This window comes from Parathalassolituus penaei (assembly GCF_026626885.1).
Classification (GTDB): domain Bacteria; phylum Pseudomonadota; class Gammaproteobacteria; order Pseudomonadales; family Oceanobacteraceae; genus Oceanobacter; species Oceanobacter penaei.
The window spans coordinates 405,278-418,421 of record NZ_JAPNOA010000056.1 but is presented as its reverse complement, the minus strand read 5'-3'; the positions used below and the strand labels follow the sequence as shown (position 1 = coordinate 418,421).

Sequence of the window (13,144 nt, the reverse complement as noted above, 5' to 3'; positions counted from 1 at the left end):
GGCCTGGCAGGCTCTAATCCGACTCTGATCACGGCTTTTGAACCAGCAAACGCTATGCTGATTCAAGCATGACGCGTGCCGCATTTACAAAAGTTGGCACACCGGTTGCTTTTCAGGATCAAGCACTGGAGAACCACTGGCACCCGTGCCGGATATCCCATGCCCTTCAAACTAAAATAAAAGTGAGGACCAGGAATGAAAACCTTAGTCGCTTCCATTCTGGCATGCGCCAGCCTGCTGACCTTCAATGCAGCAGAAGCCAAGCCAATCGAAATCAAATTCTCCCACGTCGTGGCAGAAAACACTCCTAAGGGCCAAATGGCTCTGAAATTCAAGGAGCTCGCTGAAGCTGCCCTGCCAGGCCAGGTAGAAGTAAAGGTTTACCCTAACTCCCAGCTGTACACCGATGAAACCGTTCTGCAAGCCATGCAGCTGGGTGACATCGAGATGGCTGCTCCTGCTCTGTCCAAGTTCCAGGCTTACACTGACCAGCTGCAACTGTTCGACCTGCCATTCCTGTTCAAAGACATCGACGCAGTTGACCGTTTCCAACGCGGCCCACAAGGCCAGGCTCTGCTGAAGTCCATGGAAAGCAAGATGCTGGTTGGTCTGGGCTTCCTGCACAACGGCATGAAACAGCTGTCTGCTAACGACCCGATCCGGGTTCCTGCTGATATCTCCGGCAAGAAATTCCGCATCATGACCTCTGACGTTCTGCAGGCGCAGTTCGAAGCTGTTCAGGCGATTCCGCTGAAAAAACCATTTGCTGAAGTGTTCACCCTGCTGCAAACCAAAGCAATTGATGGTCAGGAAAGCCCATGGTCCAACACCTACGCTTCCAAGTTCTTCGAAGTTCAAAAGTACGTAACTGAAACCAACCACGGCATCCTGGATTACATGGTTGTGACCTCTTCCGAGTTCTGGTACGGCCTGCCGGATGACGTTCGCGCCAAGCTGACCGTTGCCATGAACGAAGCGATCGCTTACGGCAACAAGGTTGCTATCGAACAGGACGCTGCTGACCGTCAGCACATCCTAGACTCCGGCAAAACTGAAATCATCACTCTGACCGACGCAGAACGTCAGCAGTGGGTAGATGCCATGAAGCCTGTATGGAACATGTTCATCGACGAAATCGGCGCTGACCTGGTTAACGCCGCACTGAAAGCCAACAATCCTTAATCGGCTTTCATTCTCTGGCCGGCCACACCACAAGTGTGCGCCCGGCCAAATTATCCCCAGGGACACTCTGAATAACTCTGCACAGCTCTGCGCGAGTGCTGCAGCGCGTGTGAGCAAGGCGACGAACGCAGCGAAATGACGAGTCCTTTTCAAGTTCGTCAACACCGCTCAAACGTGCTGCAGCCCGCGCCCTTCGGGGCTTTCGGGATGGCGATGACTCGGTGTCGCCGGTTTTCGACGTAGCCCGCTATGCCATCAAACCGGCTTCGTGATTCATCACCATCCCGATAAGCCAGAGCGGGCACCGAGTTATTCAGAGGATCCCTAGCGATAAAACACTCTCCCAGCCGCGGACAAAACCTGCGGTTGTGGTGAAGTGCTGCCTGAAGAAAACATTACCCGGGCATTCTTCCGGGAAGACCCGCAACGGGTAATGCACATAACAACGACCATAAAAACAAAAAGAGAGCCATCTCATGCAAATGACCAAACTCGCCATCGCCATGTCTGCAACCCTGCTGTCTGCAAGCCTGGTACAAGCCGAAGAACTGTCTACCTCCTTTTATGGCACCCTGCGTACAGGCCTGGAGAAAGTAGATGCTGGCGTTTCCACCGATTCCATTAACGGCCGTGACTACTCATCCGCAGTAGGCGTTAAAGCCGCTCTGAAAATGGATAACGGTCTGACCGGTCTGGGTCAGGTGGAATACGGCCTGGTATCCGAAGACGGTGAAGATTTCGAACAGAAAGCCGCACCTACCCTGCGTTATGCCATCGTTGGCCTGCAAGGTGATTTCGGCAAACTGACTTACGGCTCACAAGCGACCCTGTTCCACACCTATGTTCGCAGCCCGTACTTCGCTGATGGCAACGACACCATCCGTCTGGGCACCTCCCGTGACGACGAACTGACCCATTACCAGTTCACCGGTGCCAACTACAGCGTGGCTGCTGGCCTGCTGACCGAAGACCGCGATGGTGACAACGTCGATTCATGGACCGTTGCCGGTGACTACAAGGTTGATGCCCTGACCCTGCAAGCAGCCCTGCAGAAAGACCAACGCGGTGATAACAAAGGCCGTCTGGCCGGTGTTCGCGCCTGGTACAAGCTGAACGACAAGGTAACCCTGTCTGTCTACCGTCATCAGCAAAGTGCCAAATTTGACCTGCACGGCGGCTCCAGCGGTTATATCACCGCCGACGGCGTTAGCGGTGTTGGTAGCTGCAGCGGCGAAAAACGCTCTGCAACCGGCGTTTACGCTGCCTACATGATTGGTGCTGACAAACTGCATGGCCGTTATGCCATCGACAGCTGTGATGCCAAAGGCGACGTAGCGTCCACCAAGGTTGAGTACATCCACGCCCTGACCAAAACCTTCAGTGCCTGGGCGTCTTATGAAGTTCTGAACAGCGATGACACTCGCACACCCTCTACCGGTGACGACATGTCTGCCGCCCAACTGGGTGTACGTCTGGACTTCTGATAAAGCAGTCACAACCGGGAAAACGGCGCCGACAATTTGGGGCTCGGACGCCGTTTTCCTGGTTGTACTCCCAACGGACACCGCCTGGTGTCCGTTTCCCCGCAAGGATTCGCGACCGGCGAGTATCGAAATACCCCCCCGGCATACTGCCAATGGCTTATTGGCTGACTTCGCCAATACGGTATTCTTCGCACTAACGGCCATATCACGCAAATAAATGGTCGACATTTTCCAGCGAAACGATTGCAGACACATGAATACTTTCAAGGTTTTCCTGAGCGTAGTGGCGTTCTTTCTGTCCGCCTGCTCCATTTCATCCGTCCAGTCTGGCAGTGATCTCGTCACTGTTGGCGAAGGCGACGTCGAAATTCTGGTGCCATCGAGCCTCAAGGTACTGGCGATTGATGGCCGTCCGGTTTCATCGCCAAACCTCGCCGATGGCCAATATCGCCTGCAGGTTCCAGAAGGCCAGCTGCGCATCGTCGTGCAGTACGAAGGCAACTGGAACACCCCGGATGAATCCGGCTACATCATTCGTTGGCATCCGGTTGCCATCGACAACGATTTCGAAGCGGGCCAGCGTTATGTCCTGACCCACGCGCCGGTCAAAGATCGCCAACAAGCGCAGGAACTGAGTGAGGAATCCCCGATCTGGCTGATTGGTGCCAAACAGAAGATCACCGGCGAGCCGGTGAAAGGTGAAACCGCCAGCATTCAATACCTGCCGGTGGATGAAAATGGCGATGTTTCCCGCCTGAAAGAGATGCAGAACATGTGGCGTAAAGCGCGTCCGGAAGAACGCGAAGCCTTCACCAAGTGGCTGGAACAACAGAAGTAATCCGGCGGAAGCCGTTGTGGTGAGCGGTTAACCCCGCTCTTTGCTGTTACTCCGCCGTCACACATCCGATGGCAGCTCCAGCTGTTAATTTGCAGAGCTGCTTGCCCTCTTGGGGGACCTTGTCCCCCGGCCGGGCGGGCCTCCCCCTGCTTTTGCCCGACTGGGCTCGTGTCTCCGAAATTCCCCGACAACGGCTTTTCGACCCCGGCCAGACGGCACATCCCTGTGCCACCTGGCCTCGCGGGGCATCCATGCCCCGGCCGGGTCGGCCGTTGCGGTGAATTCCGGCTCGCCCAGATGGGCATTACGCAACCAGCTACGCTGGGCCAACAGGGTGATCAACGCGTTTACTCTGGCTTCACGTAGGGTGGGCATTTATGCCCACAGATCACCACAGCCAAAACATCGCTACTCGACCAATCCCTGCTATTTTTCTCAGGCCTCACCGGGCGCAAACAAACGCAAACGATGACCATCCGGGTCCAGTACCACACAGGTATACCCAAACTCCATCTGCACCGGCGCCTGCGCAATCGCCACCCGCTGATGGCGTAACACATCGTATTGAGCATCAAGTGCTGGCTGGTCTGCCATTACAATCGCCAATTCCATCGCTCCGGCTTGTGCCGTCACCGCTGGTTGCACGGTTTCCCGCAGCCACAGTCCAAACTTCAGTCCCGATGGCAGAACATACAGAGCAAAGCCGCCGGAATGCTCAACCGGCTGCAATGCCAGAAACTCGTTGTAAAACGCCACACTGGTATCAAGATTATTCACATACAGCAGCACAAATCCCGGGTGCATCATAGGGTATTCCTCAGTGGTTTGATTGACCGGCTCAGAATCCCACGAGGCACTGACAGTTTCTGTCAGCAGTGTTTTGCCCAATGCCTTTCAGCCTGAACCATCAGCTCTGACGCGCACTCCCCGGCAGGGTCAGACGCCAACGCCGCAGCAGCTCTCGGCGTCGCAGCGGATATTGTTCGTCCAGCCCCCGCCAGCTCTGGATTCGATCGGTACGAAAATGGCGAAAGTCCCCGCGCAGCTCACACCAGGCCACCAACACCCGCACACGTTCAAAGTAACCAAGCGCAAATGGCCAGATACGGCGCTGGCTGGGCACACCGTTGGCGTCGGCATAGGTCAGATCGACCCGCTGCTCGGCACGCATCGCTTCGCGTAATTTCTGAATATCGACCTGATGCTCAGGAAGACTGACGTTTGGCACCACCAGCAAACCATTGCTTTCCATATGGTCCAGCAGACCAGCCGGTAACACGGCACGAATCCGGCTTTCCGCCTGCCGGGCGGCATTCTGCAAGCCCGAGTCGCCCTGACTGGCCACCCAACGCATCCCCAACACCAGCGCTTCCAGTTCTTCAGCACTGAAGACCAAGGGTGGCAGGGTAAATCCGGGTTTCAGCACATAACCAACACCGGCTTCCCCTTCGATACAAGCGCCCTGCTGCTGCAGAGTCGCAATATCCCGATAGAAAGTACGCAGGCTGATACCCAATTCATCAGCCAACACCTGGCCCTGTACCGGGTATCGATACCCACGCAATAACTCCAGCAACTGCAATAAACGACCGGCACGAGACATCAGGACAAAACCCGATCACGCGTTGCGCTTACCGTTTGCAGCCATTGCTGCCACAGCGTCACGCTGTTACCGGCCAGCCAGTTCGATACATCGCAAGGCGGTAACTGCCCGGCAAACGCGGCCTGCACCAGCGACACCAGCTCCCGCCCTTCGCGCTCGGCGGCAGACTCAGACGACACAGCAGCGGACTTCGCATCAACATTCACATTGGCGCAGCAAGGATAACGGTATACAGATGGATATTGTTCAACGTAACACAGACGGTCCGGTACCAGTGGAATGGCACCGGCACTGGTCGCCTCCAGCATCGACAAGCCCTGGAACTCATGAATCGCAGTGCTGACCACCACCGTCGCCCGCTGCAACCATTGCTGATATTCAGCACGACTGACACGGCCATCCACCAGAATGCGATCGGCGTACCGTTCACGAATGGCTTTCAAAGCAGGAGGTGTTTTGGGAGCGCGACCACCGAGCAGCGCCAGACGAAATTCTTCACCCGCCGCCGTCAGCGCATCGAGCAAGGCAATAAAGGCTTCAGGCTGTTTGTCGTATTCCCAGCGGTGATTCCAGAGAATCAAACGTGGGTCCCGCTCAACCGCCGCCGAAGCAGCAACCGGGTTTACCACCACCGGCATCCACTGACACTTGCCAGCCAGCCGTTCACGAATTCCCGGCGGCACGGCGTCGGGCAACCGCTTTAGCAACTGCTCAACACCGTCCAGATAGGAGTCGCGGTTGTAGAGAGAATTGAATAACAGCTCGTCGGCGGCGAGAGCGCCGTACAGCTGTACCATCAAAGGATCAACCGAGCTGTGCTGGCTGGCCGTTACCGGGTAGGCGTACTGGTTTTCGTGAAAATAATAACTGACCGGAACCGCCGCCAATGACGGGCATAGGCCCTTGATCGTTGCGATGTCCACCATACTGGTAGCGAGTATCCGTTCGGGTTGCCAGTTTGCCAGTAGAGCTTCGAGTTCAGGCAACCACGACAGCGGATTACCCCGAATACGCCAACGGAAAAAACGGCCCGGCAGTTCCAGTACCCGCCAATCCGCCTGCAGATGTTGCACCAGCCAGTCTACCCAACTGGCATGGCTGTCAGAGCGATAAGCTGATAACAACAGGATTCTGGGCGCACTCATCTACAACCACTCCGGGGCACAAAACCGCCGATTTTACGGGTTCCGCGCCTTGAGTGCCGCCAGTTCCTTTTTCACTTCATCGATTTGGCTACGAACATAGTCCTGATATTTCTGGTATCGACTGCGGGTATCAGCAATCGACAGCTCAACAACTGCCCTGCGGTTGGTCTTGTTGTTACCGGCAATGGCGTCGCGGTCGGCTTCCATCGGTTGCAGTTCGGCGGCCATTTTCTGCTCGGAATCCGCCAGCTGCCGCTGCAACTGCAGCAGACGCCGTTCCAGCTCGCGCTGACGATTGCCGTCACGCACCGCCTGATATTGCGGGTTTTCGGTGGAAATCCGGTTGGTGGTATCTGCAGGTTTGCTGCTATCGTCGGCTTTCGGTGGCGGCGTCGATTCATACTGGCGCACGATACTTTTCTGACCCGTTGGGCAAGGATCCTGGGTGTAGCTATGCCGACCGGAGGCATCAATGCAGAGGTTGTACTGGCCAGCCAGCGCCGCCGGAGCAACCAGAGCGCCAGTCATTACCATCAGGGAAGTCAGCCAGAGACTGGCAAGACGCGTTATCTTCATGTGATTCCTCAGTAGTACATGCCCACAGGGCAGCAGCCGAACCCGAACCCGACGGTTCAACCAACTTCAATTCCATACATCCGCTACGGACACTGTACAGCCTCGTTTCACGGTACACCGATTGGCATCCGTAACAACGCAGCCGCCACAATCAACAACAATCCGCAGCAACAAATCCACCACAACAAGAAGGCATGACGACAGCCACCAGCTCGGCTAGAATACGCCGTTTTCCGTAACGCCCTGTCGCCCGAATACCGCCGTGATGTTCGTGGCCCGTCAAAACCCGAGGCAACCCCTACATGTCTGAACAGAACACCCCGTCTCCAGGTGCAACCCAGTTTGCCGCCAAAACCAGCAGTGGCAAGGTCGGCTTTGTCAGTCTGGGCTGTCCAAAGGCTCTGGTGGATTCCGAGCGCATTCTCACCCAGTTGCGCATGGATAACTATGAAGTAGTCAACAGCTACTCCGATGCTGACGTGGTGGTAGTCAATACCTGCGGTTTTATCGACGACGCCAAACAGGAATCCCTTGAAGCGATTCGCGAAGCCATGGCCGAAAACGGCAAGGTAATTGTGACCGGCTGTATGGGCAAGGGCAAAGACGCCGAAACCATCCGTGAACAGAACCCGGACATTCTCGCCATCACTGGCCCACAAGCCTATGAAGAAGTAATGACCGCGGTACACGAGTGGGTTCCACCGGTACGCAGCCACGACCCATTCATGGATCTGGTGCCTCCACAGGGTGTCAAGCTGACCCCGCGTCACTACTCTTACCTGAAGATTTCCGAAGGCTGCAACCACAGCTGCACCTTCTGCATCATCCCGGCCATGCGTGGCAAACACGTCAGCCGTCCAATCGGTGACGTACTGGATGAAGCCAAACGTCTGGTTGAAGCCGGCACCCGCGAACTGCTGGTGATTTCCCAGGACACTTCCGCCTACGGTGTGGATGTGAAATACCGTACCGGTTTCTGGGATGGCAAACCGGTCAAGACCAAACTCTACGACCTGTGTAACGAACTGGGCAACCTCGGTGCCTGGGTACGTCTGCACTACGTTTACCCATACCCGAACGTTGACGACATCATCCCGCTGATGGTGGAAGGCAAGGTACTGCCGTACCTGGATATTCCATTCCAGCACGCCAGCCCACGTGTGCTGCAGCTGATGAAACGTCCCGCACACGCCGACAACACCCTCGAGCGCATCAAGAAATGGCGTGAACAGGTGCCAGAGCTGGTGATCCGTTCCACCTTCGTGGTGGGTTTCCCGGGTGAAACCGAAGAAGACTTCCAGCACCTGCTGAACTGGCTGGAAGAAGCCGAACTCGACCGCGTGGGTTGCTTCAAATACAGCCCGGTTGATGGCGCCAAGGCCAACGAACTGCCAGACCACGTTCCACCAGAAGTCCAGCAGGAACGTTTTGACCGCTTTATGGAAACCCAGCAAGCCATCAGCGCCCGCAAACTGCAGCGCAAGATTGGCCAGCGCATGATGGTGATCGTTGATCAGGTTGATGATGAAGGTGCCGTTGCCCGCTCCATGGGTGATGCTCCGAACATCGACGGTCTGGTGTACCTGAACGAGTTCCACGAGTGCGAACCGGGCGATATTCTCGAGGTGGAAATTGAGTTCGCCGACGAATACGACCTGTGGGGTGCTCCGGTGCTGCACGCCAGCGGCCTCGGTGACGACGACGAGGAATAAGCAGTACCACTCCAGGGCAGCGCAAGCTGCCCTGTCTGTTTCAGGAACTGCGAATCCACCCTGCAACCAACGCTATGCCCCAATGGCCATTAGGGTTAATCCGGTGAATCACAACCTGGCTCACCCTTAACCTGTGATCAGGCCGCTATACTCCAAATCACCACAGAACCCGCCCGCTACCGGGCAGACCTCAGGGGATCACCGGAGTATGATTTCCAAAACCTTCGATAAGGAAGCGCGTTTGTCTTCTCTCATGCCTCGCTGGCAACGCCTGATCCGGTGTTACCAAATCCTGCTGGCCACCAGCCTGTTGGCCTTGCTGCTTCCCGTGGCAAACCCTGCACACGCCGAAACCGGCCAACAAGCCCGCGAACTGTTCGCCAGCTTGCGCCAGCAAGTGCACCAGATCCGTATTATCGATATCGGCTCCGGCAACAAACACGTCATTGGTTCGGGTTTTCAGGTCAGCACCGACGGCCTGATCGCCACCAACTTCCACGTGGTGTCGGACTATGTGCATCATCCGGAGAAATTCCGCGTTGAGTATTTCAACGATGCCGGTCAGGCCCTGCCCGTCACGGTGATGGCCGTTGACGTGGTGCATGACCTCGCGATTTTGCGAGGCGAAACCTCCGAACACTGGTTCAACATCAACACCAGCGCCCTCGACAAGGGCGAGCGGATTTTTTCCATGGGCAACCCGCACGATCTGGGGATGACCATTATCGAAGGTACCTATAACGGCGAACTGCAACAGTCGCGTTACCGCAAAATCCTGTTCTCGGGCTCGTTAAACCCGGGCATGAGTGGTGGCCCGGCGTTTAACGGCCAGGGTGAAATCATCGGCGTCAACGTCTCTACCGGTGGTGATCAGATCAGCTTTCTGGTGCCCGCCCAGTACCTGCAACAACTGCTCGAACGTGCCCGCAATCTGAGCGAACCCGATATCAGCGAAAACGCCATTGCTGACAGCCTGCTGGCTGACCAGCAATCGTTCTACCAGAATCTGCTGAACGGCCCGTTCGCGACTGAAACCCTTGGCCAGCTGCAAGTGCCGGGCAAACTCGACGACACCATCAAGTGCTGGGGCAACACCAACGACGACCGTGGCGGCAGTGACAGCATCGACCTCAATGTCATCACCCTTTCCTGCCAGACCGACGACGACATTTTTCTGTCGAGTGACCTGCAAACCGGTGAACTCAGCTACCGCTATCACTGGCTTACCACCAAAGACCTGAATGGCACCCAGTTTTACAGCCAGGTTCAGGGGTTTTATCGCCACGCCTCGTTTGGTGGCTCCCGCGAAGACAAGGGTGCCTTCCATTGCGACGACAGCGTGGTGCGCCTGCAGGACAAGGACTGGAAAGTATCCACCTGTTTCCGTGCCTACCGCCGTTACCCGCAACTGCTGGATGCCAGCCTGATCATGGCTGCCATTAACGATCCCCACGCCAGCCTGGTGGTGAATCTCGGTGCCAGCGGCATCAGCCGCGAAAACGCCCTTGCCCTGTTCCGCCGGTTTATGGAGACCCTTGCATGGAAGTCGTAAACACTCGCCCGGCCGACCTGCTGATTCGTCTGGCCGACGACAGCGAAGCGATTCCGCGCCTGTTTGAAGCCACCGAGTCCTGCACCATTGGTCGCGGCTACCGCAACCAGCTGGTGATTAATGACGAATACGCCGATGCCTGTGCCGTGCAGCTGAGCCGCACCGCCGACCAGCAGTTCTGGCAACTGATGCTGGTTGATAACAGCGTTAACGTTCGCCTTAACGACCGCCCGCTGGAAGCCGGAGCCCATTACCGAATCGAGAATGGCGACGAACTCACCATTGGCAAAACCACCCTGGTGCTGATTGATCCGGATGTGCCGGTAGCCGCAGCACGACCACTCAATCTCCACCGCTGGCAAGGTGGATTCCTTGGCATCCTGTTTACACTGGCCAGCCTGATGCTGGTACTGGCCGGTTTCCAGGGGCTGGAGTGGCTGCTGATCAACCCGACCAGCAACTGGCGTGAAACCCTGGTGTTTGTAACGGCTGGTCTGATGGTCGCCAGCATGTGGGCCGGCATCTGGGCTCTGGTCGGCAAACTGTTCCGTCAGCAAGCGGCATTTTTTGATCATCTGCTGGCGCTGACAACGGTGCTCGCGATCACCATGCCTCTGGAATACGTTCCCGACTGGCTGGCTTTTACCACCAACACACCACTGCTGAACCGTATTGCCGATCACCTGATCTCGCTGCTGCTGGTGTTCCTGCTGATCAGCAAACACATGGCGCTGGCAACCCGACTCAAACGACCACGCATGGTGGCGGCCATGGCAACCCTGATTCTGACCGGCATTCTGGCTGTTAACGAATTCAACAGCTTTGAGAGCCGCCAGTACTGGCCGAGTTACAGCAACTCGCTGGCACCGGCATCCTGGTATCTGGGGCCGGTTCAAAGCCCGGATGAATATCTGGATGAACTGGGTCAGTTGCTGGATCAGATGCCAGCCGCCGCTGATGAGCCAATGCCCGATGACACCGATCCGGAAGCCCTGATCGATATGATGAACGAGTAAGCCTGAACCGCGCTTACCGAAACCCTGCCCCATTAACGGACAAATGGGGCCAACAATTGACAGGGCCTCTGCCGCTCTTTACCGTGCAGAGCCCTGAAATTCCGGAGTTACCCTTGAGCCAGGCCAACAACCCGTTACACGGACTCACCCTCGAAGCCATCGTCACCCGTCTGCAAGAGTTCTACGGCTGGGACGGACTGGCAGAACGCGTCCGCATCAACTGTTTTGCCCATGAGCCATCGGTGCAATCCAGTCTGAAATTCTTGCGCCGCACCCCATGGGCACGCGAAGCCGTGGAAGAACTGTACGTCGGCACCTTCGCCACTGGCGGTTCACCGGTCAACGTTCCGGCCGAGCGCAGCCGCAAACCGGCGCGCCCGCGCCCAGTGGCGGGTCCAAAGCCAGCCAATCGCCCGGCATCCGCTGCTGGAAAATCGTCCGGTGGTTTTGCCTGGCCTTCAGCCAAAGACAAAACCGATCAGGACAAAACCGGGCAGGACTGAAACATGCCGTATCAGATTCGGCCGTTACAGGTCAGCGACCTGTCGGCCGTGATGACCATTCAGGCCCGCTGTTATCTGGACATCGAACCGGAACGCCCTGAAGTGATGGCCAGCAAGTTGGCTATCCCTGCCCACGCCTGTCTCGCCTGTGAGTCGTCTCAAGGTCTGGCCGCTTATCTGTTATGCCATCCCTGGGTCATGGGCGATATTCCCGCGTTGGATACCATCAGCACCTGCCCACCCGCGGGCCAACCCTGCTTTTATTTGCATGATCTGGCCGTAGACCCGGGTGCCCGTGGCCAGAAACTGGCGCAACGTCTGGTACAGCAAGCATTACAGATCGCCCGCGACCAGGGTCTTGATCATGCCGCACTGGTGGCGGTTCAGGGCAGCCTGCCGTTCTGGCGCTCGCTGGGATTCACCGATCACACCCACCGCCTCAGCCCTGAGTTACAACAGCGCCTGCAGAAATACGGCGACAGCGCCTGTTATCTGGCACGATCTGTCCCTTAGTCACACGCCCTCTGCGCCGAGCAAAAAAACAGGCCTGTTCTATGCTTAGGTAAACACCTGTTTGCCGGAGCCATTCATGCCACTCTTGCCGTTTACCCGCCGTCTGCTGGCATCTGCCTTGCTGATCGGGGCTGTCAGTGCCGATGCCGGTGTCATCGCCGCATCCATTACCCGTTACAACGATACCTTTCAGACCCTCCTGCGAGAATCGATGGAAAGCTCCGCCGAACGCCGTGGCCATGAAATATTCGTGGGGGATGCCGAAGACAACTCGGAACTGCAACTGGAACAGCTGGCAGGATACGCAAACCTGGATGTTGATGCCCTGATCGTGATTCTGGTCGACAGCAGCCCGGCATACGTACAAAAGGTGATTGATATCGCCTCCCCCAAACATATTCCGCTGGTACTACTGAACCGTAAACCGGGCATCGATCCACTGCCCGATGGTGTTGTGTATGTCGGCTCCAACGATACCGAAGCAGGCACCCTCGAAATGGAGGAGTTGGCACGTCTGGCCAACTATCAGGGCAAGGTCGCCCTCTTGCGTGGCCCGGACAATCATCCGGCCGCCATTGCCCGCACCCGCATGGTGAAAGACGTCATCAGCAAATATCCGGACATGTCACTGGTGGTCGAAGACGCCGCCCTCTGGCGCCGTAATCTGGCACTCAGCAAAACGACTGAATGGCTCAATGCCGGCAAGGATTTCAACATCATTGCCGCCAACAACGACGAAATGGCCATTGGCGCCATCATGGCCATCAAGGATGCAGGCAAGGATCCGAAGGACTATCTGATTGGCGGTGTCGACGCCACCCGCGATGCCCTGCAAGCCATGGCCGATGGCCAACTGGATGTCACCGTGCTGCAGGATGCCCGAGGTCAGGGTAAGGGAGCCGTATCAGCGGCGGTGAACATGTTGAATGGCAACTCCGTGGATTCCGTCATCATGGTGCCCTTCAAGCTGGTCACACCGGACAACGTTGAACGTTTCAAATACTGATCCAGGCGAGGACC

13 protein-coding genes are annotated in these 13,144 nt (G+C 56.8%); 9 read left to right on the top strand and 4 right to left on the bottom strand.

The window, feature by feature from the left end:
- Positions 1–195: 195 nt before the first annotated feature.
- From OUO13_RS16550 to OUO13_RS16540, 3 genes are all read left to right on the top strand, one after another.
- Positions 196–1,182, top strand: coding sequence for a TRAP transporter substrate-binding protein (locus tag OUO13_RS16550; RefSeq protein WP_283174998.1), 987 nt, complete (start codon positions 196–198; stop codon positions 1,180–1,182).
- A 476-nt stretch (positions 1,183–1,658) separates the two neighbouring features.
- Positions 1,659–2,666, top strand: a complete 1,008-nt coding sequence (locus OUO13_RS16545; RefSeq protein WP_283174997.1) for a porin — start codon at positions 1,659–1,661, stop codon at positions 2,664–2,666.
- Between the two features lie 253 nt (positions 2,667–2,919).
- On the top strand, positions 2,920–3,504 hold the full coding sequence (locus OUO13_RS16540; protein ID WP_283174996.1) for a DUF2057 family protein: 585 nt from the start codon (positions 2,920–2,922) through the stop codon (positions 3,502–3,504).
- A gap of 435 nt (positions 3,505–3,939) precedes the next feature.
- On the opposite strand, the gene OUO13_RS16535 is transcribed toward OUO13_RS16540, so the two are convergent.
- The 4 genes from OUO13_RS16535 to OUO13_RS16520 form a co-directional block, all read right to left on the bottom strand.
- On the bottom strand, positions 3,940–4,311 hold the full coding sequence (locus OUO13_RS16535) for a VOC family protein (protein ID WP_283174995.1): 372 nt from the start codon (positions 4,309–4,311) through the stop codon (positions 3,940–3,942).
- A 100-nt stretch (positions 4,312–4,411) separates the two neighbouring features.
- The gene (locus tag OUO13_RS16530) at positions 4,412–5,107 is read right to left on the bottom strand and encodes a helix-turn-helix transcriptional regulator (protein WP_283174994.1); all 696 of its coding nucleotides are present in this window, start codon (positions 5,105–5,107) and stop codon (positions 4,412–4,414) included.
- A complete protein-coding gene (locus tag OUO13_RS16525) occupies positions 5,107–6,252 on the bottom strand; it encodes a tRNA-queuosine alpha-mannosyltransferase domain-containing protein (RefSeq protein ID WP_283174993.1) in 1,146 nt (381 codons plus the stop codon). Before OUO13_RS16525 ends, OUO13_RS16530 begins: the two co-directional genes overlap by 1 nt.
- 33 nt (positions 6,253–6,285) lie before the next feature.
- Positions 6,286–6,828 (bottom strand): DUF4124 domain-containing protein, encoded by a 543-nt coding sequence (locus OUO13_RS16520; RefSeq protein WP_283174992.1) that lies wholly within the window; start codon positions 6,826–6,828, stop codon positions 6,286–6,288.
- A 302-nt stretch (positions 6,829–7,130) separates the two neighbouring features.
- On the opposite strand from OUO13_RS16520, the gene rimO reads away from it, so the two are divergent.
- The 6 genes from rimO to OUO13_RS16490 all read left to right on the top strand — a co-directional run bounded on the left by rimO (position 7,131) and on the right by OUO13_RS16490 (position 13,130).
- Positions 7,131–8,540 (top strand): 30S ribosomal protein S12 methylthiotransferase RimO, encoded by a 1,410-nt coding sequence (gene rimO, locus OUO13_RS16515; protein WP_283174991.1) that lies wholly within the window; start codon positions 7,131–7,133, stop codon positions 8,538–8,540.
- A 208-nt stretch (positions 8,541–8,748) separates the two neighbouring features.
- Positions 8,749–10,092 carry a S1 family peptidase gene (locus OUO13_RS16510; protein ID WP_283174990.1) on the top strand — a complete coding sequence of 448 codons (1,344 nt, stop codon included), beginning with the start codon at positions 8,749–8,751 and terminating at the stop codon, positions 10,090–10,092.
- Positions 10,080–11,108 (top strand): FHA domain-containing protein, encoded by a 1,029-nt coding sequence (locus OUO13_RS16505; protein WP_283174989.1) that lies wholly within the window; start codon positions 10,080–10,082, stop codon positions 11,106–11,108. Before OUO13_RS16510 ends, OUO13_RS16505 begins: the two co-directional genes overlap by 13 nt.
- A 113-nt stretch (positions 11,109–11,221) precedes the next feature.
- The gene (locus tag OUO13_RS19995; protein WP_346429367.1) at positions 11,222–11,611 is read left to right on the top strand and encodes a VF530 family protein; all 390 of its coding nucleotides are present in this window, start codon (positions 11,222–11,224) and stop codon (positions 11,609–11,611) included.
- Positions 11,612–11,614: 3 nt separating this feature from the next.
- Positions 11,615–12,124: a GNAT family N-acetyltransferase gene (locus OUO13_RS16495; RefSeq protein WP_283174988.1), complete on the top strand. Its 510-nt coding sequence runs from the start codon at positions 11,615–11,617 to the stop codon at positions 12,122–12,124.
- A gap of 76 nt (positions 12,125–12,200) precedes the next feature.
- Positions 12,201–13,130 (top strand): substrate-binding domain-containing protein, encoded by a 930-nt coding sequence (locus OUO13_RS16490; RefSeq protein ID WP_283174987.1) that lies wholly within the window; start codon positions 12,201–12,203, stop codon positions 13,128–13,130.
- Positions 13,131–13,144: the final 14 nt, after the last annotated feature.

Excerpts from the sequence above, each read along its gene's own strand:
- OUO13_RS16495 (WP_283174988.1), top strand. The coding sequence starts at position 11,615 with ATGCCGTATCAGATTCGGCCGTTACAGGTCAGCGACCTGTCGGCCGTG.
- OUO13_RS16535 (WP_283174995.1), bottom strand. The coding sequence starts at position 4,311 with ATGATGCACCCGGGATTTGTGCTGCTGTATGTGAATAATCTTGATACC.
- OUO13_RS16550 (WP_283174998.1), top strand. The coding sequence starts at position 196 with ATGAAAACCTTAGTCGCTTCCATTCTGGCATGCGCCAGCCTGCTGACC.
- OUO13_RS16505 (WP_283174989.1), top strand. The coding sequence starts at position 10,080 with ATGGAAGTCGTAAACACTCGCCCGGCCGACCTGCTGATTCGTCTGGCC.
- OUO13_RS16525 (WP_283174993.1), bottom strand. The coding sequence starts at position 6,252 with ATGAGTGCGCCCAGAATCCTGTTGTTATCAGCTTATCGCTCTGACAGC.
- OUO13_RS16490 (WP_283174987.1), top strand. The coding sequence starts at position 12,201 with ATGCCACTCTTGCCGTTTACCCGCCGTCTGCTGGCATCTGCCTTGCTG.
- OUO13_RS16510 (WP_283174990.1), top strand. The coding sequence starts at position 8,749 with ATGATTTCCAAAACCTTCGATAAGGAAGCGCGTTTGTCTTCTCTCATG.
- OUO13_RS16520 (WP_283174992.1), bottom strand. The coding sequence starts at position 6,828 with ATGAAGATAACGCGTCTTGCCAGTCTCTGGCTGACTTCCCTGATGGTA.
- OUO13_RS16540 (WP_283174996.1), top strand. The coding sequence starts at position 2,920 with ATGAATACTTTCAAGGTTTTCCTGAGCGTAGTGGCGTTCTTTCTGTCC.
- rimO (WP_283174991.1), top strand. The coding sequence starts at position 7,131 with ATGTCTGAACAGAACACCCCGTCTCCAGGTGCAACCCAGTTTGCCGCC.
- OUO13_RS16530 (WP_283174994.1), bottom strand. The coding sequence starts at position 5,107 with ATGTCTCGTGCCGGTCGTTTATTGCAGTTGCTGGAGTTATTGCGTGGG.
- OUO13_RS16545 (WP_283174997.1), top strand. The coding sequence starts at position 1,659 with ATGCAAATGACCAAACTCGCCATCGCCATGTCTGCAACCCTGCTGTCT.